This is a genomic window from Spirochaetota bacterium (genome assembly GCA_040756435.1).
In the GTDB taxonomy this organism is placed as follows: Bacteria; Spirochaetota; UBA4802; order UBA4802; family UB4802; genus UBA4802.
In genome coordinates, this window is record JBFLZD010000039.1 from 1 (window position 1) to 20,487 (window position 20,487).

Annotated in this window: 13 protein-coding genes and 5 tRNA genes; 3 read left to right on the forward strand and 15 right to left on the reverse strand. The window is 34.8% G+C overall.

The features are described from left to right. Positions 1-230 precede the first annotated feature (230 nt). Together ptsP and AB1444_11310 are read left to right on the forward strand one after the other, a co-directional pair. Positions 231-1,976: a phosphoenolpyruvate--protein phosphotransferase gene (gene ptsP / locus AB1444_11305; GenBank protein MEW6527244.1), complete on the forward strand. Its 1,746-nt coding sequence runs from the start codon at positions 231-233 to the stop codon at positions 1,974-1,976. Positions 1,977-1,986: 10 nt separating this feature from the next. Continuing rightward, positions 1,987-2,739, forward strand: a complete 753-nt coding sequence (locus tag AB1444_11310) for a class I SAM-dependent methyltransferase (protein MEW6527245.1) — start codon at positions 1,987-1,989, stop codon at positions 2,737-2,739. Between the two features lie 70 nt (positions 2,740-2,809). On the opposite strand, the gene lon is transcribed toward AB1444_11310, so the two are convergent. The 4 genes from lon to tig form a co-directional block, all read right to left on the reverse strand. Beyond that, positions 2,810-5,257 carry an endopeptidase La gene (lon, locus tag AB1444_11315; GenBank protein ID MEW6527246.1) on the reverse strand — a complete coding sequence of 816 codons (2,448 nt, stop codon included), beginning with the start codon at positions 5,255-5,257 and terminating at the stop codon, positions 2,810-2,812. 72 nt (positions 5,258-5,329) lie between these two features. Beyond that, positions 5,330-6,598, reverse strand: a complete 1,269-nt coding sequence (gene clpX, locus AB1444_11320; protein MEW6527247.1) for an ATP-dependent Clp protease ATP-binding subunit ClpX — start codon at positions 6,596-6,598, stop codon at positions 5,330-5,332. A 36-nt stretch (positions 6,599-6,634) separates the two neighbouring features. Then, positions 6,635-7,225 (reverse strand): ATP-dependent Clp endopeptidase proteolytic subunit ClpP, encoded by a 591-nt coding sequence (clpP, locus tag AB1444_11325; GenBank protein MEW6527248.1) that lies wholly within the window; start codon positions 7,223-7,225, stop codon positions 6,635-6,637. 95 nt (positions 7,226-7,320) lie between these two features. Next, positions 7,321-8,664: a trigger factor gene (gene tig, locus AB1444_11330; protein ID MEW6527249.1), complete on the reverse strand. Its 1,344-nt coding sequence runs from the start codon at positions 8,662-8,664 to the stop codon at positions 7,321-7,323. Positions 8,665-8,947: 283 nt separating this feature from the next. Here tig and AB1444_11335 point away from each other — a divergent pair, with 283 nt between their 5' ends. Next, positions 8,948-10,291 (forward strand): GAF domain-containing sensor histidine kinase, encoded by a 1,344-nt coding sequence (locus AB1444_11335; protein MEW6527250.1) that lies wholly within the window; start codon positions 8,948-8,950, stop codon positions 10,289-10,291. 285 nt (positions 10,292-10,576) lie between these two features. Here the strand turns inward: AB1444_11335 and AB1444_11340 are convergent. From AB1444_11340 to AB1444_11390, 11 genes are all read right to left on the reverse strand, one after another. Continuing rightward, positions 10,577-10,648: transfer RNA gene (locus tag AB1444_11340), tRNA-Gly, on the reverse strand. 4 nt (positions 10,649-10,652) lie between these two features. Beyond that, positions 10,653-10,734: transfer RNA gene (locus tag AB1444_11345), tRNA-Leu, on the reverse strand. A 68-nt stretch (positions 10,735-10,802) separates the two neighbouring features. Further along, positions 10,803-10,875: transfer RNA gene (locus AB1444_11350), tRNA-Lys, on the reverse strand. Between the two features lie 478 nt (positions 10,876-11,353). Next, positions 11,354-14,863, reverse strand: a complete 3,510-nt coding sequence (locus AB1444_11355; protein MEW6527251.1) for a PAS domain S-box protein — start codon at positions 14,861-14,863, stop codon at positions 11,354-11,356. Between the two features lie 3 nt (positions 14,864-14,866). Then, positions 14,867-15,559, reverse strand: a complete 693-nt coding sequence (locus AB1444_11360) for a transglutaminase-like domain-containing protein (GenBank protein ID MEW6527252.1) — start codon at positions 15,557-15,559, stop codon at positions 14,867-14,869. Between the two features lie 125 nt (positions 15,560-15,684). Beyond that, on the reverse strand, positions 15,685-16,323 hold the full coding sequence (locus AB1444_11365; GenBank protein MEW6527253.1) for a hypothetical protein: 639 nt from the start codon (positions 16,321-16,323) through the stop codon (positions 15,685-15,687). A 20-nt stretch (positions 16,324-16,343) separates the two neighbouring features. Beyond that, a tRNA-Arg gene (locus AB1444_11370) sits at positions 16,344-16,417 on the reverse strand. A 395-nt stretch (positions 16,418-16,812) separates the two neighbouring features. Beyond that, positions 16,813-16,884, reverse strand: a tRNA-His gene (locus AB1444_11375). A gap of 114 nt (positions 16,885-16,998) precedes the next feature. After that, positions 16,999-18,033 carry an ABC transporter permease gene (locus tag AB1444_11380; protein ID MEW6527254.1) on the reverse strand — a complete coding sequence of 345 codons (1,035 nt, stop codon included), beginning with the start codon at positions 18,031-18,033 and terminating at the stop codon, positions 16,999-17,001. A 2-nt stretch (positions 18,034-18,035) separates the two neighbouring features. Further along, complete coding sequence (locus AB1444_11385) at positions 18,036-18,920, reverse strand: ABC transporter ATP-binding protein (protein MEW6527255.1); 885 nt, start codon at positions 18,918-18,920, stop codon at positions 18,036-18,038. Between the two features lie 72 nt (positions 18,921-18,992). Beyond that, the gene (locus AB1444_11390; protein MEW6527256.1) at positions 18,993-20,276 is read right to left on the reverse strand and encodes an ATP-dependent helicase; all 1,284 of its coding nucleotides are present in this window, start codon (positions 20,274-20,276) and stop codon (positions 18,993-18,995) included. Positions 20,277-20,487 lie beyond the last annotated feature (211 nt).

The following is a 20,487-nucleotide window of genomic DNA, read 5'->3' on the forward strand; positions in this document are numbered from 1 at the left end:
TATCGCAATCAGTATAAAAATAACTGTCGTTATTTGCCAATTCATTTTTTAAAATATACTGTATTGTGCTAATGCTTTTGATAATAAATATAAATTTTTTTATTTATCTTGACAAGTTTTTTATAATAATTATTGATTTCATTTTCAAACTTGAATTAAATATTTTGATTTACATTTAATCATATTTGCTACTATAGTAAGCGATAGTTACTGGCAACAGGTACATTGTTATGTCTAAATCAATAGAAGGAGTTATTGCTTCACCAGGGATAGTTGTAGGAAAAGCCTATATTTATCGAGGCGATAATATCATTATTCCCAAATACACCATAACAGATGACCAGGTTGAAAAAGAAATAAAAAGGTATGATGAATCCCTTGCAAAAACCAAAGAAGAAATCAAAGCAATACAATCGCAGATAGCAACCAGTTTATCCAATGACATGGCCGATATATTCAAAAGCCATTTAATGGTTCTGGAAGATCCATATCTGGATCAAAAAGTGCGCGAAACCATTAGTAAGGAAAAACGTAATGCGGAATGGGTTTTGAATGATATCACATTACAACTGATTCAGAGCTTAAAATCAATTGAAGATGAATATTTACGTGAGCGGATTATCGATATCTCAGATATTAACAAGCGACTTATTAATAATTTGCAAAAAACACACGATGAATCCCTGGCAGATTTAAAAGAAGAAGTTATTGTAGTAGCTACTGACCTGACACCATCTGATACGGCAATGATGAATAAAAAATATGTATTGGGTTTCATAACCGACCGTGGCGGCAGAACTTCCCATACAGCAATAATGGCACGTGCACTGGAAATCCCCGCAATAGTTGGTTCTCAGGTTGGTACTTCTCTTATAAAGCATGGTGATATTATCATTCTGGACGCTATACACGGGAAAATAATTGTTAACCCATCCAAAGATGAAATCAGTGAATATGAAAAATACCGTGAAGATTTAAAACAGCTTGAAAATGAATTAGCCGCTATAATTGAACTTCCTTCACATACTCTTGATAATGAAACTATATATATCTATGGCAATATAGAAATCCCCGACGAAATGAATATTATACGGGATCACGGTGCACAGGGTATTGGACTTTTTAGATCAGAATTTTTGTTTCTGGATAAGTCCTTACCTGATGAAGAAAAACAGTTTGAAGAATATAAAAAGGTTGTTGAATTTTTTAACCCCCACCCTGTTACCATCCGTACACTTGATATAGGTGGCGATAAGATTTATGCCTTTACCAAGCAATATAAAGAGCGAAACCCATTCCTGGGATGTAGAGCCATACGATTTAGCCTTGAAAACGAATTTTTATTCAGGCCACAACTCAGAGCAATACTACGGGCTTCTGCGTTTGGCAATGTTAAACTAATGTTTCCCATGATATCGTCTGTTGAGGAGCTTCTCAAAGCAAAATCAATTTTATATGAAGAGATGGAAAATCTTCAAAAATTGGGCATACCTTTCAATCAAAATTTACCTGTTGGCATAATGATTGAGGTCCCTTCAACAGCAATAAACGTTGATATATTCTGTAAATATTGTGATTTCTTTTCAGTGGGAACCAATGACCTGGTTCAATACACATTAGCTGTTGACCGCATCAGTGAAAAAATAGCATATCTTTATAACCCGCTGAATCTTGCTGTGTTACGGCTTTTAAAATTAATTGCTGATGTAGCATATCAAAACTCTATCTCTCTTTCAATATGCGGTGAAATGGCAGGTGAACCAAAATATACCATGCTTTTACTTGGTTTGGGGTACCGACAATTATCAATGAGTTCAGCATTCATGTATCAGATAAAACGTATCATACGTTCTGTTACCATTGAGGAATGCAGGGACATGGTTAATAATCTGATGCAACTGGATAATACCTATGACATAGAAAATGCAATGATGGAAGTATTAAACAAAAAATTTCCCAATATGTTTTTCAAATAATTCACTCATCATGAAACTATATCATGAATTAGCCGAATATTATTTTACTATAGAGAAGTTTCATAGGGATATTAATGACGATATAAATCTTATTAAAGAACTTGCCTCAAACATACCAAATCCTGTTTTACTTGATTTAGGCTGTGGAACAGGTGAACACCTGAATGAATTATCTAAATGTGGGTTTACCTGTACCGGTTTAGATAACAGCAAAAATATGCTAACTCATGCTAAACTTCGATTCCCTAATGCTGCTAATTTTATTTTTTCAGATATCACAAACTTTGACTTTTTTGAAGATTTTGATATAATCATTTCTTTATTTGGTTCATTTGATTATATGATACATGATGAAGACGTTGACAAGGTTTTATGGAATACATGGCGAGCTTTAAAAAATAATGGTTTTGGTCTTTTTGAAATATGGAATGCAATACCCGTCAGGGAAATTAAGGAAAAGCCATTAACAAAAGTATCAAGTGTTACTTATAAAAACCTGACAATTAAACGGGAACGTGGCTTTACTCTCATACCTGATAGTGATAAAACAATTGCTGAGGTAGACTATAGATATACAATTTCAGATGGTAATGCAACACGACATGTAAAAGATAAACATATCATGCGTGCCTTTTTTAAAGAAGAGATAGAAGAATTTTTACACAATAATGGGTTTAAAATTGTTGCTATATATGCCAATTCTAAAAAAGAACCATTTATAAAAACATCTAATAAGCTTTTAATTCATTTTGAAAAAAATTAAAAAAAATTATCCATGACCATTTAATAGCCATGGATAATAATTACTATGCACAAAATATTGATTTCATCATCTATGTATAATTGTGTTTGGTCAATAATCCATTGCTCATATCTGAAATTACAGATTCCCGTACAGTATCTTTCCATTGTTCATTAAGTTTTTCGGTCTTTTGCCTGTCCTTAAAGAATTTTTCAGGTTCTTCCAATGATAAAAACAGCACTTCTTCCATGCTGGTAACCGGATGGAATATAAGCTGTTTACGAACATATTCAGGTATCTTTTCCAGATCTTTTTCGTTATCCTTGGGTATTATAATATGAGTAATTTGTGCACGATGTGCAGCCAGTACCTTTTCTTTTAATCCACCTATTGGAAGAACTTTACCACGTAAAGTTATTTCACCGGTCATTGCAACATCACACCTAACCGGTATCTGACTCAATAGTGAAGCAATAACCACACCCATGGTAATACCTGCAGAAGGTCCATCTTTGGGGATTGCGCCTTCGGGAACGTGCAGATGTATATCATGCTTGCGTAATACATCTTCCGGTATATTAAAATACTGAGCATTTGCCCGTACATAGGTAAATGCTGCATGAGCAGATTCCTGCATCACCTCGCCTAACTGCCCGGTGAGTATAAGCTGGCCTTTCCCTTTTATCAGTGAAGCTTCAACCTGTAATACATCTCCGCCAACTTCAGTCCATGCAAGGCCATTGGCAAGGCCTATCTCACTCTTCTGTTCTTTTTCACCATATTTAAACTTAATTGGCCCTAAATACTCGTGCAGAATGTCAACAGTTATTTCACGAACATGTGACGAACCGTATTTTACCACTTCCCGTGCAACTTTGCGGCAAACTTTTGCTATCACTCGCTCTAAACTTCTCACCCCGGCTTCACGTGTATAATGACGTATGGTATACAGCATCATATCTTCGCTGTATTTGATATTTGATTCACTCAGGCCATTTTCTTTAATTTGTTTGGGTAGTAAGAACTGCAAACCAATATTTAATTTTTCCGGTTCGGTGTAGCTATTAATTTCAATTATTTCCATTCTGTCCTGTAATGGAGCAGGTATCCTGTGCTGTACATTGGCAGTTGTTATAAACAGCACATCTGAAAGGTCATATGGTACTTCAAGATAATGATCAACGAATGTATTATTCTGTTCAGGGTCTAACACTTCAAGCAGGGCAGATGAAGGGTCCCCCCTGAAATCCATTGACATCTTGTCAACTTCATCAAGCAGGAATACAGGATTAACAACGCCTGCTTTTTTCATCTGTTGAATAATTCTTCCCGGTAACGCACCTACATATGTCCTCCGGTGTCCACGGATTTCAGCTTCATCACGTACTCCACCCAGCGACATCCTTACAAATTTCCTGCCCAGTGCCCTTGCTACTGAACGCCCTAATGAAGTTTTTCCAACACCGGGAGGGCCAACAAAACATAATATTGGGCCTTTTAATTTATTTGAAAGGTGACGCACCGCTATATATTCAATAATTCTTTCTTTAACTTCTTCCAATCCATAATGATCTTCATTGAGAACCTGCATGGCATGATCAATATCACGATTATCACGGGTATGTTTATACCACGGCACATCGCGCAACCATTCAATGTAGGTACGCACAACAGCAGATTCAGCTGACAATGGAGGCATTTTTTCCAAACGTTTCAGTTCCTTTAATGCCTTATCTTTTGCTTCCTTGGACATTTTTGCTTCTTCAATTGATTTGCGTAATTCTTCAACTTCATCAGCTAAATCATCACCCTGCCCTAATTCTTTCTTTATTACTTTAATCTGTTCATTGAGATAGTATTCCTTTTGGGTTTTCTCCATCTGTTTTCTGACTTTGCCCTGTATCTTTTTTTCAATATACATTATCTCAATTTCACCATTAATCAGTTCAATGAGTTTTTCTATCCTTTCAACAGGGTTGCCCAATTCCAGTATTGCCTGTTTATATTCAACTCGCATTGTTATATATGAAGCTATAACATCAGCCAGATGAGAAATATCTTCAATCTGCATCACGGTAGTCAATGCTTCTTGAGGAACTTTTTTATTTAATTTGATATATTTTTCAAAGGTATCAATTAAATTGCGTTTTAAAGCTTCTACCTTTGAATCAGTTTCATAGGGGCGCTCAATATCTTTAATCCCTACTGTAATGCCATCATCAGTTGACTCAAAATGAGAAATATACACGCGTGAAATACCCTCAACCAGCACCTTAACAGTACCATCAGGTAATTTTAAAAGCTGAAGAATCTCTGAAAGTGTACCAACATCATGAAGATCTTCTTTTTTAGGATTTGCAATCTGTGAATCAACCTGAGCAGCAAGGACTAAAAGACGGTCACCCTTCATTGCCGAATCCAGAGCTTTAATTGATATATCCCGGCCAACAAATAGTGGTATTACCATATGTGGGAATATTACCATATCCCGCAATGGCAACAAGGGGTATCGTTTAAAATAATCTATATCTTTCTTCATAGGTTCTCCTGAATTGTGTGAGTAGTGTTCCAATACATAAAATACTGAAAATAGTGCAATCCGGACACATACTTATGCACTTTTTTCTGCTGATTTTTGAATAATTTCAGGGGATTTTCGGTGCAGTACAACATCCTCATTAATAATAACCTTAGCTATGGTTTTCTTGGAAGGAATCTCGTACATCAGATCAAGCATTATCTCTTCAAGAACTGAACGCAATCCACGTGCACCAGTTTCGCGTTCAATTGCAATCTGAGCTATTGCCTCAATGGCTGAATCAGTAAATTCAAGTTCAACATTTTCAAAGGCAAATATTTTTTGGTATTGCTTTGTTAACGCATTGCGCGGTTTTGTTAAAATTTCCCTTAATGCCTGTTTGTCAAGCTCATGTAATACTGCATGAACATGCAATCTTCCTACAAACTCCGGAATTAAACCATACCGTATGAGATCTTCAGGGATCATTTTCTCAAGTATATTAATTTTACCAATATCTTTCACCGATTTAACTTCAGCGCCAAATCCCATTGTTTTATTACCAATGCGCGCATGAACAATTTTATCCAGCCCAACAAATGCGCCACCACAAATAAACAAAATGTTCTTGGTGTCAATAGATATGAATTCCTGATGAGGATGTTTTCTACCACCCTGTGGTGGAACATTGGCTATAGTCCCTTCAACAATCTTTAAAAGGGCCTGTTGAACACCTTCGCCAGATACATCACGCGTAATTGATGGATTTTCAGATTTGCGTGAAATCTTATCTATTTCATCAATATAAATTATTCCTATCTCTGCCCTTTTAACATCACCATCTGCATTTTGAATGAGCCTCAGCAATATATTTTCTACATCCTCACCCACATAGCCTGCTTCGGTCAGCGATGTTGCATCTGCAATGGCAAATGGTACCTTTAAAATTTTTGCCAGTGTTTGGGCAAGCAACGTTTTACCGCTTCCCGTTGGGCCAATTAATAAAATATTGCTTTTATCTAATTCAACATCACCTTTTCTTAAGTTAAAGTTGCTAGTAATCCTTTTATAGTGGTTATATACTGCTACAGAAAGAACTTTCTTTGCATACTCCTGACCAATGACATATTCATCAAGAATAGCTTTAATCTCATGAGGTTTAGGTAAATTGCTTGTTAAAAGGTCGCCACCTTCTAATGCCCAGTCTTCTTCCAATATCTCATTACATAACTCAATACATTCATCGCATATATATACATTAGGACCTGCAACTAATTTTCGTACCAGGTCCTGGCTCTTTCCACAAAATGAACAATAATGGGTTATTTCAGGTTTGCCACTATCTTTTTTCTTGTTTGACATAAATCCTCTTAATAATAATTATCGCTTATACATTACTTATCTACTATCTTTTTGAATAACTTTATCAATTAATCCATACTCTACGGCTTCCTGTGCATCCATAAAATAATCCCTATCCACATCTTTTTCAATTTTTTCTATAGGTTGTTTGGTATGGATAGCATATATTTCATTCAACTTTGACTTAATTTTCAGGATTTCCTTTGCATGTATAGCAATATCAGAAGCCTGCCCCTGAAAACCGCCCATAGGCTGATGAATCATAATACGCGAATTTGGCAGTGCAGAACGCTTTCCTGGTGCACCCGCAGCTAACAAAAGTGAAGCCATTGAAGCTGCTTGCCCCAGGCATATAGTTGCAACGTCAGGTTTAACATACTGCATGGTATCATAAATAGCAAGCCCCGAAGTTACAATGCCCCCCGGAGAGTTAATATATACATAAATATCCTTGTCAGGGTCTTCTGCTTCCAGAAACAATAACTGAGCTATTACTAAACTTGCTACATGGTCATCAATTGCATCTCCAATGAAAATGATGCGATCCTTTAATAAGCGGGAATATATATCATACGCCCGTTCGCCACGTGCTGTTTGTTCTACAACAATTGGTACAAGATAACTCATGAAATTACCTCAACAAATTTATAAATTTCTTAATAACCTTACATACAGTGTAGCATCTGTTCATGTAACTTCTATAATTTATCATGAATGCCTATTCACTTCTTCTGAGTAATATATTCCTGAAAAGTTACTGGCTTGAGCATCTTAATATCTGCATTTTGATAAATAAAATCGTATGCTGTATCCAGTATTAAATCACCTTCAATTTCATCCCTGTTCCCTTTTTCTTCAATCACCTTTACCACTTCTTCTTCTGTGACGCCATTTTGTTCTGCTATAGATTTGATGAATTTCTGAAACTGTTCTTCAGAAACTTTGAGCTGCTCAAGTTCTGCAATCTTTGTTAATACCAGTGCATTTTTGATATTACGTTGTGCTTCATCCATTATAGATTTTGACAATTCTTCAGGATTAATCCCAAATATTGATGCAAACTCATTGATATCCTTTCCAACATTGCCAAATCGTGACTGCAATCTTCTGAAAATAGCATACATCTCTTTTTGTATCAAAGATTGGGGTATGTCAAATTTACTGTTTTCAACAATCTTTGTTAGTATATCATTCTTTGCCTGATTCAGAGTCTGCTCTTTTGCATAAGTTTCCAGATTTTCTCTGATTCTGGTTTTCAATTCTTCAAGGGAATTGTATTCTCCAACACTTTTAGCAAATTCATCATTGAGTTCAGGTAACTTTCGCTCAAAAATTTCTTCAACCTTTACCAAGTACGTTACCTTTTGCCCCTTGAGGTCTTCTACCTCATAATCTTTGGGATATTTAACTTTAATTTCTTTTTCTTCACCTTTTTTCATTCCTATTATATCTTCATCAATAGCCCATGATTCTTTGCTCTTACCAACTACAAGGCTGTGTGAAGTAAATGCAGTTGCATCTATCTCCTCAGGCGATTTGTCATCAATGCGTTTCATCTTAATGGTTACCTGATCACCTTTAGCTACCTTTGCATCTTCACCTTCTTTTTTAGTTACTGTTGCCATCCGTTCTCGCATCGATTCTATTTCAGCATCAACATCCTCATCGGTAACTTTTACTGATTTCTGCTCAACATGAATGCCTTTATAATTGCCAAGCTCAATGGTTGGGGGGACATCAAATTCAACTATAAACGAAAAAGGCTTCCCTTTTTCCAGGTCTTTAAAATCAAATATAGGCTGGCTTACTGGTGTATAGCCCTTCTGTTCAATGGCTTCAATATAAGCAGACCGCACAATATTTTCTGCAGCCTCACCGGTAACAAACTCAGCATATTTTTTTTCAACTAAATCAAGCGGCGCTTTCCCAACCCTGAAGCCTTTAATTTCAGCCTTTTTCTGAACATTTTTTAAAACCTTTTCATATTCAGCATCAACACGATCATTAGGTATTTCAATATCAAGCCGTATCCGTGCATTTTCAAGTTTTGACTCTTTAATTTCCAAGGTTGTCTCTCCTATATATCATAAAATATTATGTAAATCCATTACCAAATATAATGAAAATGGAAAATTTTTAAGCTATTCATACCGGGATAAATCAATTTTCATGGGAAAGACCATGAAAGATAGTATCATTGTACTATTATAGCACAATTTTGAGTTAACTATGGAATAAACGATTGATTTTTTGTATATTTAATTTTACCTTACATACCGTCAAATACTTTTTTTAAGCGATAGTTATTAATATATACCCTTTTAAATAGATTGAAGGAATAAAACATTTATGGACAGAACCTATTATGCAAAAAAATACCTGATTCCAATTAACGATAACGATATAGATTGGGATAATGAATTTAACCAGGATGAAAAGAATATTTTACGTGGTATTAATCAGAGAGTTGTAAAAGGCATGCATCTTAATGAAATTCTTGATTTTGTGTTTGATGAAGCATCTAAAATATTACCGCTAGACAGGCTGGATGTTGCTTTTCTTGATGATGATAACACTCGACTGGTACTGTACTATATAAAAACTTCTTACACTGACATACATCTTCTTAAGGGATATTCTTCTGATATTCAGGGGGGATCTATACAGGTAGTATTAAATACAGGTTACCCAAGTATTATCAATGACCTTACATCACATCTAGCAAGTTATCCAAAAAGTGAATCGGCTCAACTTCTTCTAAAGGAAGGGATTCATTCATCAATTGCTTCACCTCTTAAAGTTGATAATCGAGATGTAGGTATTATTATGTTCAGAAGCAAAAAAATTAATGCCTACACTATGCATCACCTCAAATTGCTATTGGCCTTCAGAGATCGCTTAGCTCAGGCAGTTGAAAAAACATTCCATATAGAAAAATTAACTGCTACGATCAATGCATATATGGAAATGTTGGGATTTATTACTCATGAGTTAAAAAATCCATTAGCTTCAATTATAACTTTGGGAAGAACAATAGCCTCAGGGTACTTTGGTGAAATAAGTGATAAAAATAAAGAAATGGTAAACAGGATTGTAAAGAAAACTGAATATTTACACAATATTGCACTTGAATACCTTAATTTAGCACGTTTTGAATCAGGTGTTTTTAATACCAAATTTTCTGAAGTCAATTTTTTTGAAGAGATAGTTGTAACATCAATAGATTTTGTAGAAACCAATCTGAATGAAAAAAAGATGAAAATAATAATACAAAATAATGCTGGTAACATAAAGGTGTTATGTGACCCAGAACTTATGAAAATTGTCATGAATAATTTATTAAGTAATGCCATCAAGTATGGATACCACAATGGACAGATTATATTACTTATAAATGCTGATGAAAATATTATTCATGTAAGTGTAAAGAATGACGGACCTGGATTCCCGGAAAGTGAAAAAGTTAAACTGTTTAAAAAGTTTTCAAGATTAAATACGCCTGAATTAATGGATCAGAGTGGTCATGGGGTTGGGTTATATGTAACATGGAAAATCATTCAATTACATTCAGGACATATATGGGCAAATTCTGAAGAAGGGAAATGGGCTGAATTCACCTTCGAAATACCATTGCGTATGGATCAATGCCTCATACAACCTTCACGCTCTTTTAATATTGATGTTGTTAGATAGTATGAATTTATTAAACAAAACCCTGAACCTTATTCAGGATTGAATCTTTAAGATTTCTCCTCACCTGGATAACTTTGGCAACTTCATTTCATCAAACTCAGTAACCACAATGTGGCAAAAGATTTTCTTGATTAAAAATTAAGATTTATCATTATGCTAATAACAACGGTTATTACTTCATTAAGTATCAATCTGGATAATTTCAATCAATGTCTGGGATATGTTTATATAATATTGTTATAAAATAAAAAAAGCTGCTTTTAATTAAGCAGCTTTTTAACAATGAGCGGGAAACGGGATTTGAACCCGCGACCTCAACCTTGGCAAGGTTGCACTCTACCGCTGAGTTATTCCCGCTTATTGCGAGCGAAGGGACTTGAACCCCCACACCCTAAGGTACTAGATCCTAAGTCTAGCGCGTCTACCAGTTCCGCCACGCTCGCATACTAAAATACAATATCAAAAAATCAAGCAATTTTTTCAAGCTAAATTTAAACTGCGCAGCGGAATTTGGGTTGCCCGAGACTCGAACTCGGAACCATCTGATTAAGAGTCAGGTGCTCTACCAGTTGAGCTAGCAACCCCACTTTTAAATGCTTAAACCTGACTTTAGTTAATCAAAAAATAATTTAAAATAAAGATTTTTTCAATATTAAATTATGTTATTATGTGTCAAGTTTTTTTTAAAAGCACTTATAAAAATAATATAGTAAAACAGTAATTACTATAATAAATAGCTCTTTAGCTATAATTTCTAAAAAAATCAGCAATAATTCCTTAAAAATTTCATAATGAATATAATGTACACCGGGGGTGTCCCAAAAGACATCTTCTGCAATGACTTTTGCCATACTGTCATTGCGAGGAACGAAGTGACGAAGCAATCTTGTCTTCTGTGGTATTTAGATTGCTTCGCTTCGACAGGCTCAGCACAGGCGCTACGCTCGCAATGACTTTGCACCCGCGTCATTGAGAACTCCACGGATTGTTTTGGGACACCCCCTATTTTATATTTTATTCAAAATTCCATATTTAGGAATAATTAGTGAAAAAAAATTCATTTTAGTGACGTATTGCAGCGATAATTTGTTTTAATTCTTCAAAACGATACGGTTTGGGTAATATCCCGTCAAATCCATAATCTTTATAATTAGACATAACCGGATCATTTGAATACCCGCTGGAAACTATTACTTTAAATTCGTTATCTAATTTACGAATCTGAGATATGGTATCTTTGCCACCTTTTTTACCTGGTATAGTTAAATCCATAATGGCAAATGAATACTTTTGTTGCAATTCTTTTGCCATTAAATATTTTTGATAGGCTTCATCGCCATCACAGGCTATATCCACTTCGTAACCCAATTCCTCTAACATAGTTCGTAATATAAACTGAATATTTTCATCATCCTCAAGAACCAGCACTTTCCCTTTCCCAATAACAGAGATTTCATTGCTTTTATCATCTATCACTGCAACATTCTTTTCTGTTGCTCTAAGATATATATCAAATCGCGTCCCTTTACCTGGTTGTGAATCCACAAAGATGTAGCCACCGTGTTGTTTAATTATTGAATAAACCACTGTTAATCCTAATCCTGTACCATGTGGTTTAGTAGTATAATATGGGTCAAAAATCTTTTCAATATTTTCATTTGGAATTCCCGGGCCATTATCCTCAATTGAAATTCTTATATAATTATCCTTACCAATAATAGCTTTAATGGGATCTTCATCGGTTACATTACGGGCATAAATTTTTAACAGACCATGATCATTCATAGCTTCCCGAGCATTAATTACTATATTCTGAATAACCTGGCTGATTTGCCCTTCGTCTACTTCAACATTATAAAGATTATCATCTATAATAAACTGAAATTCAACTCCGGAACCACGCAAGACAAAAGTGACTATGTCTTTAAACATAGCACTTAAAGAAGTAACTTTCTTTACAGGCGCTCCTCCTTTTGCAAACGTTAACAATTGCTGTGTAAGCTCTTTTGCCTTAAATGATGCTTTTTCAGCATCGTTAATATGCTGATACAATTCTGATGACTCATGTATTTTATTTTTTATTATAGAAAGATTTCCTACAACTGACGTAAGTATATTATTAAAATCATGTGCAATCCCTGCTGCCAGAAGTCCAACTGATTCTAATTTTGAAGTCCGTGCAATATGATCCTCTATTATTTTCTTTTGTGTTATATCGCGTAAAACAACGATTGTTCCTGTAATACTATTCATCTGGTCTTTTAAAGGCAGGATATATAATTCAATGTTATATAAAACGTTTCCAACATGCAAAATACATTCATTTGCAATTGATTTTTGCTGTAATATTTCAATTATCGTATTAAATGTAAAATCAACTCGTTTTTTACAATCCAGATCAAGAATAGTTGTCACATCTTTCCCTATTATTTCATTATATTCTCTATTCAAAAGATGACATGTTGCATTATTTACCAGAAGTATTACCGCTCTTTTATCAGTTACTATCACCGCATCATTAATTGATTCAAGTACCCTGTTAAAGCGCTCTTTTTCTTCAAAGAGTTGGATATTCCGTAGTGTTAGTTCTTCTTTCGTTTTTATTAAATCATTATTGATTTTCTGTAATTCCTTATATTGTTCATATATAATCTGTGCACTTCGTTTCATCTGAGTAATATCAATGATTGAGCTTATAACTAGCTTTTCACCTGAAGAAACAAAAATATCAGAGTTTATTATACAATCCTTTAATAACCCATTCTTAGTTTTAAATGTTACATGGAAATCTTTAACCTTTTCATTTGTTCGTAGAGTATGGATATAGTCCTCCAACTCTTGCTTATCAGCAAATACATTTAACTCAATTATTGACCTGCCAATAGAATCCTGAAGCATATAACCAAATGTTTGGCATGCTGCTTCGTTCACCTCTCTATAAACTCCATCTTTAAATGTATTTATAGTCATTGGAATGGGGCTTGAATAAAATGCTTTATAAAATTTTTCTTCAGAGCTTTTCAAATCCAGTTCAATTTTTTTTCGTTCTGTTACATCCGTTGCAGAACCCAATATAGCAAATCTTCCGTTATACTGGATAGTTGAAACATGAAAATCAATCCATTTCACAATATTATCTTTTGTAATTATCCTTGCTTCATATCTATTAATAACATTTTCACCACGCTGGCGGGCTGCAGCTCGTGATTTAGCTACTTCTACATCATCCGGATGAACAAAGGAGTAGAAAGGCTTACCAATAATTTCATTTTCAGAATACCCTAAAATGTCAACGGTTGCCGGATTTACCCATTGCATTATATTATCTTGAATAATGAAAATTGGATTTAAAACAGAATTAGCCAGTGTTTTAAATTTTTCTTCACTTTCCCTTAATTTTATTTCTGCTACCTTTTTTTCATGAATATCAGTGCCAATACCTGTGATGCCAATAAAATTACCCTGCTCATCATAATGGGCTTCTGATATAGTGAGAATATAGTGGGAAGAACCATCTTTGGTCATTAAGCGATATTCCAAAGGTTCAATAATTCTTTTTTTTACTCTTTCATAACTTTCTAAAACCATAGGCAAGTCATCGGGATAAATCAAATCAATAAACGATTTACCAATAATTTCATCTGGAGTAAATCCAATGATGTTTTTAATATTTGCACTTACATATTTAATTATTGTATTACTGTCAACCTGATATACCACATCATGTAACGCAGTTATGCCCAGTGTGTCAAATTTTGACTGTGCCAATAAACTTTTCATCATGAACTTATCAATAATAACGCCCAGTTGCTGGCTTATCACTTCCAGTAAAGGTTTAATATAATCAGAAATTATATTTGTTGTATGAGATCCAATATTGATAACACCAATTACGTTATTCCTGAATAGTATAGGTATTGCCGCTATTGCTTTAAGCCCCTCATGTTTTCTAAAATCATCATCAGAAAGATCCATTGAGGTATAATCAATATATTGGGGTTTTCCTTTCATAATTATTTGATAATTCCAACTATCAGGGGTATAGGAGGTTGTTTTTTCTATAAATGCTTCGCTAATACCTTTTGCATATGTTAATTTAAGATTTTGTGTTAGCGGATCAATTATATATATTCCACCACAATCCATTCCAGTAACTTTAATTATAGTATCTAGAATGTAGGCAAAAACATCTATAAAATGTTCAGAATCTCTATCTGATAGTTGAACATCATACAGTTCTTCATAAATTTTCTGTAGTGTATCTGCTAAATTATTTTCAAATTTGGATATAACCAACAATGCTGGCTGTGAGTTATATGTTATTGTTTGTAATGAAAATGTATATGGGAAATTTTGATCATTAGATTTAACGATTTCCTGTTTTTCATCAGGCAATATATTGTTGTAAAATTTTTTACAATAATCATCAATTATTGAATATGGAAAAACATGAGGTAAAGGTTTATTTATAAAAGATGGATTATTAGAATGGATTATGTGTAAGGAACTATCGACAATAACAAAATCACAATTAGCAAATTGCAAAATATCAAAAACAAACGAGGTGTCCATAGGCTATTTTACAATTTCTTCCGTTTCAAAGTTTCGGCTGGCAAATTCCTTTTCAAAAAGAGTTATCCACAACTCAACTCGTTTTTTACCATAACACTCCTTCCATGCTTTCAGTATTGTTTCAACAGGTATGTCTATAAAACTGCCATGATACTCAATATATTCCATATATTGCTTTTTCTCAGTGTTATACTCAGGGAAAATTGCATCATCGATACCATTAAAATCAATAGGTGATATTTTATGAAGCAGGCATAATTCCTTATTGAAAGCTGGTGTTGCTTTTACCCATTTCCCATTTAAGTAAAACTCAGTAAAACCATGATAAACAAATATATTACTTCCTAATGTTTCTAAAAGCTGCTTTGTTGCTATGTGATTTTTAACCGTTGCAAAGCCCACTCTGCTTGGGATATTGCAAGCACGGCCCAAAGCACATAATAAAGAAGCTTTTGAAACGCAGTATCCACGCTTGCGGTTCAATACATAACTGCCTCTATAATGTTCAGGCTTATAAAAAGGAGAATACGGATCATATTTAATATCATCACGGACAGCATAAAAGAGCTTTACTGCCTTTTTAATAGAATCGGTTTCATTCCCAATAATATGGCGAGCGTAGTTAAGGACTTCAGAGCTATCACTATCAATACATCGTGTTGGCGTAAGGTAGTCTTGCAATTGCTTTTCAATCATATCAGTAGTATGTGATTACAAATATCGATAACACTAAACAGTATACTTCAAATCATGTTTCCTTCAACAATTATTTACCATTCTAAATAGTATCATTATTGATGTCAAAGAATTAATGATTTGGATTATAGATAATACACTGCAATAAATTCATTAAAATACTTATATCCCCAAACCTGTTTTTTCAACTTTAACGTACACCCCACAAGCATATCATAAAACCTGTTTTCAGCACAGGCTATCATATCTCCAATAAATACTACTGTATGCCCCCCTGCCTGTTTATACGCCAGCAATGCTTCTAAAGCCATAGCACTTTGGGGCTGTGGCCAGCATAAAAAGAGTGTTCGCTCTGGATAATGTCCCGCTTCCAGTGCATCACCTTTCTGAACATCGTACCATTGTTCATCAAACCACATATTATCTGAGTGGTCAGCAAACGGATAAAGAGGATCATCCGGTGGATATTTATCAAATGCAAGCACATCAGCACTCAATTGCTTCAACATAAATGCCCAGTACCCATTACCTGCACCTATTTCAATTATGGGCGATAGTTCCTGAATAATAGATAGCACCGGAAAGGTTGGTACAGCAAAAGCATACTTTTTTATCAGTTCATAACGCAAGTTCCAGTACTGGTATTCATCTAAGTGCTTATCTTTATACTGTAATATTTCTTGTAAATAAGGATTGTGAATACTGAAGTCTAATTCATGTGGGGAGTAGCGAAATATATCATATTCACTGTAAGTATTGTGCATGGTTAGAATACTGTATGATGCGCGCCCGGCAGGAGTCGAACCTGCGGCCTGCGGATTCGAAGTCCGACGCTCTATCCAGCTGAGCTACGGGCGCGAGTTGATTTTTAAAAATTTAAGAAATTTTTTAAAATGTTTTTTCAAACATTTTATTCTACCACTGAGCTACGGGCGCGTTTACTGTCATGCTAAACTTGATTCAGCATCTATTTGCTAATTTTTTTCCCCATTTGGCTATTTTCAAACATTCTATTCTACCACTGAACTACGGGCGCGTTTACTGTCATGCTGAACTTGATTCAGCATCTATTTGCTAATTTTTTTACCCCATTTGGCTTTTTTCAAACATTCTATTCTACCACTGAGCTACGGGCGCGTTTACTGTCATGCTAAACTTGATTCAGCATCTATTTGCTAATTTTTTTCCCCATTTGGCTATTTTCAAACATTCTATTCTACCACTGAACTACGGGCGCGCGTGTAATAAAAATGGGTGGATGACGGGGATCGAACCCGCAACAACTGGATCCACAGTCCAGGGCTCTACCATTGAGCTACATCCACCGTAACTATCTGACAAATAAACTATAATAATTGGAATGACAATACTTAAAATGTAATTATAGTGTCAATTATATTTCAACTCAAATTTTTTTCAATTTTGCGAAATAAAAACCATTATTTCCGCTGCCATCTGAAAAGAAGCGACCCCGATAATAAAAATATACCAGATACTACAATCAAATACAATAATTGATAGCGGATATCAAATAGTGTGGCACCCTCATTCATCACCATACGTGCGCTTTCTACAATAGGTGTAAGCGGTAAAAGTTGTGATACCTTCTGTACCCAGGGGCGCGCACCCTCCAGTGAAAACCACACCTCTGAAAGAAACATCATTGGCCAGGTAATGATATTAATTAATCCATCAGCAAACTCCTGACTGTCACTGCGGCAAGCAATCAGTAAACCTAACGAAATCATACAAAAGCCACCTAATGCAAAAACAACAAATAACGTAAATAACGAACCCTTACACTGAAATCCATACAATAAAACAGTCCCAATATACACAACAATTGTTGTAGCAAGCATCACAAACATTCGCGATAATATCTGCGCTGTTAAAAATTCAAACGGCCTGACAGGCGCAACACTGAATCGTTTCAATATACCGTTTTTCCTGTACATTACCAGGACATAACCTACACCATACAATGAGTTAAACATTGCATTCATCCCTAAAATACCAGGGAAAAGCCATTCTACATAGCGAATACCCCTACCCTTAAACGAATGTTTGGAGAAGAATGTGTTCGTTGTACCTGCGCCTTTCAGTAGCTGTTCTGCAATATACCCGTTGGGAGATGAATCATTGATAAAATATGTATTATGCTGAGGATCCAGCAGCATGTCTATTTTAAATTTTTGTAAACTATCAATAGCTTTTTCCCTGGATGCAAACTCAATAAAATCTATATACTTGTATTTTAAAAACTCATCAAATTGGGTGTTACCTGCAATCCTGGTTTCACTATCTAATGGTTTAAGCACACCAACTTTGAGTACTGGCGATGATTCGCTTCTGAATACAACACTGAAACCAATAATAATTAAAAGCGGGAAGATAATATTCCATCCCAGAGCCGATCTGTCACGATAAAATTCTTTTGTACGTGCAATAAATATTGTCCATATCCTGTATAGCATTGTTAAGCCCTCAATTGTGTTCCTGTTAACTGTAAAAATAAATCCTCTAAATTTTGTGAACGTACTACCATGCCTGTAATATCAACATTGTTGTCTATAAGCAGCCTCAGGCAATCATGCGGTTGTTGGGTGTGTATTTCAATGGTATGATTTACCGTATACCACTCACAATTCATCTGGCGTAAAATGTTTTCATCAACTACCGAAGGTAAAGTAATAGTAACCCCACGGCAATACTGGTTCAGTAAATTAATAGGCGAATCCATGGCAATGATTTTTCCACGATCCATAATGGCCACAATATCACATAATGTTTGGGCTTCTTCCATATAATGTGTTGTGAGTACGATGGTTTTGCCTTTCTTTTTTATAGATTGTACAATATCCCACACATGACGCCGGGCCTGAGGATCAAGGCCTGTGGTTGGTTCATCCAGAAATAATAATTCAGGATCATTTGCCAGAGCTATGGCCAATAGTAAACGCTGCTTTTGACCGCCCGATATTTTCCTGTTGTCCCTGTCCAGTATTTCTTCCAAATAACACAGCGAAACAAGTTCATCCATCTCTGCCCTGCGAGCATACAAATTTCTGAAAGTCAAAAGTATTTCTTTAACGGTCAGGTACTGCTGCAGTTCAGTATGCTGAAGCTGAATGCCAACCTCCTGCTTAAAGTGCTGATCACGAGGCTTCCCCTTATACAGTATTGTTCCATGATCGGGCTTTTGAATTCCCTCAATAACTTCAATGGTAGTTGTCTTGCCTGCACCATTTGGTCCAAGCAATCCAAAACATATACCTCGAGGAATGTCAAAACTGACATCGTCAACAGCTTTTACACCAGGGTAATATTTATAAAGATTTTTAACTTGCAATATATAGTCCATTACTCATCCATACGTGGAATATAATTATAACACAAATCAGTTATTTTACTGTTTGTCGTTTAGATGTACACATTATAAATATGCTTCACATTCTTCAATGAATTGGGGTTTTGTGTTACTATAGGCAGGATGGTATAGTATATGCAAGCAGTTTTTTGCACGGGTAAGAGCTACATACATCAGCCGCCGTTCTTCTTCAATATCCGTATAAGGGTCCGGCAACAATCTATCCTTTACACCACATAGTATTACCACATCAAACTCCAAACCTTTTGCCCCATGTATAGTCAAAAATTTCACATTATCATCTGCATTCATTCTTGATTGCAAAAACGTGCCCTGCCAATTATTTCTATACAGCACACCAATAGAAAATTTTTTATCATATTGCTGTGCGATAGTTCCTGCAACCAGTGCCTCATTTTGGAACGAGTCAACTTTGACAAAATAAATTTTGCCACCACTACCACGAACTGATCTAACCCAGCGTCGTGAGCGAAATCTGTTTTTAGCTATAAGTCTGTTGGAAAGCTTCACTATCTCCTTTTTTGAGCGATAATTACTGTTAAGCGAATGCACTGTTAATGTATCAAAATATTTTCTTGCATTGACAATATAGTCTATGTTGGCATCTCTGAATTTATAAATTGATTGCCAGTCATCACCAACCATAAAAACGTTGGGGCTTTCTTCAGGTAAAAGCAATTTTAAAAGTTTAAAATTATTATCTGATGTATCCTGAAATTCATCAACCATCACATATTTAAAAGTTTTATGGATTCTATTTCGTAACAATATATCCTGGGATAAACAATCTATGGACTTATTTATCATATCCTCAAAATCAATAACGTTATGCAACTGCTTATACTGTGCATATTCATCTTTGATAGTTTTGATTGCAGTATACAAATCATGTGGCAGGTTTTTTGTTTGTATATTTTTTAACGCTAATTTGTAAATTACTGTTGAAGGAATACCATTAAATTTTTCAACATGCTTATCAACTATCTCTTTAATAATTTTCTCTGACGATTCTTCATCAAGAACAGTTACCTGTTTCATATTGTGTTTAATAATATACTGAAGACAAAAAGCATGGAATGTGGAAGCAACAATATCGTTTCCGCAATTTCCTAATCCTGCAATTATCCTTTTTTTAAGTTCATCTGCTGCTTTTCTGCTGAAAGTCAGTAAAAGCAGTTCACCAGGTTTACACAATCCATTATTGATCAACGCAATGCTTCGTTGTATGATAGTATATGTCTTCCCACTTCCTGCAGATGCAATCACAAGATGTGCACCATTTTCGGCATTTATTGCCTTTATTTGATTTTTGTTAGCTTTTATGGACATTGTATTTATAATTCTTTCAATAAGATAAATATATGCATCCCCGTCTACAAAAGTGGCGGAATGTATAGATCATTTCTTGCATAAAAATAAATTAAGGAATAAATACTACCTATTTGTATAATTAATACGCTTGAATACAAAAAATTGTAAAAAAAATTTTCAACAATTATCTCTTTTTAATAATTTTGTAGTAAATTTAATATATAACTTC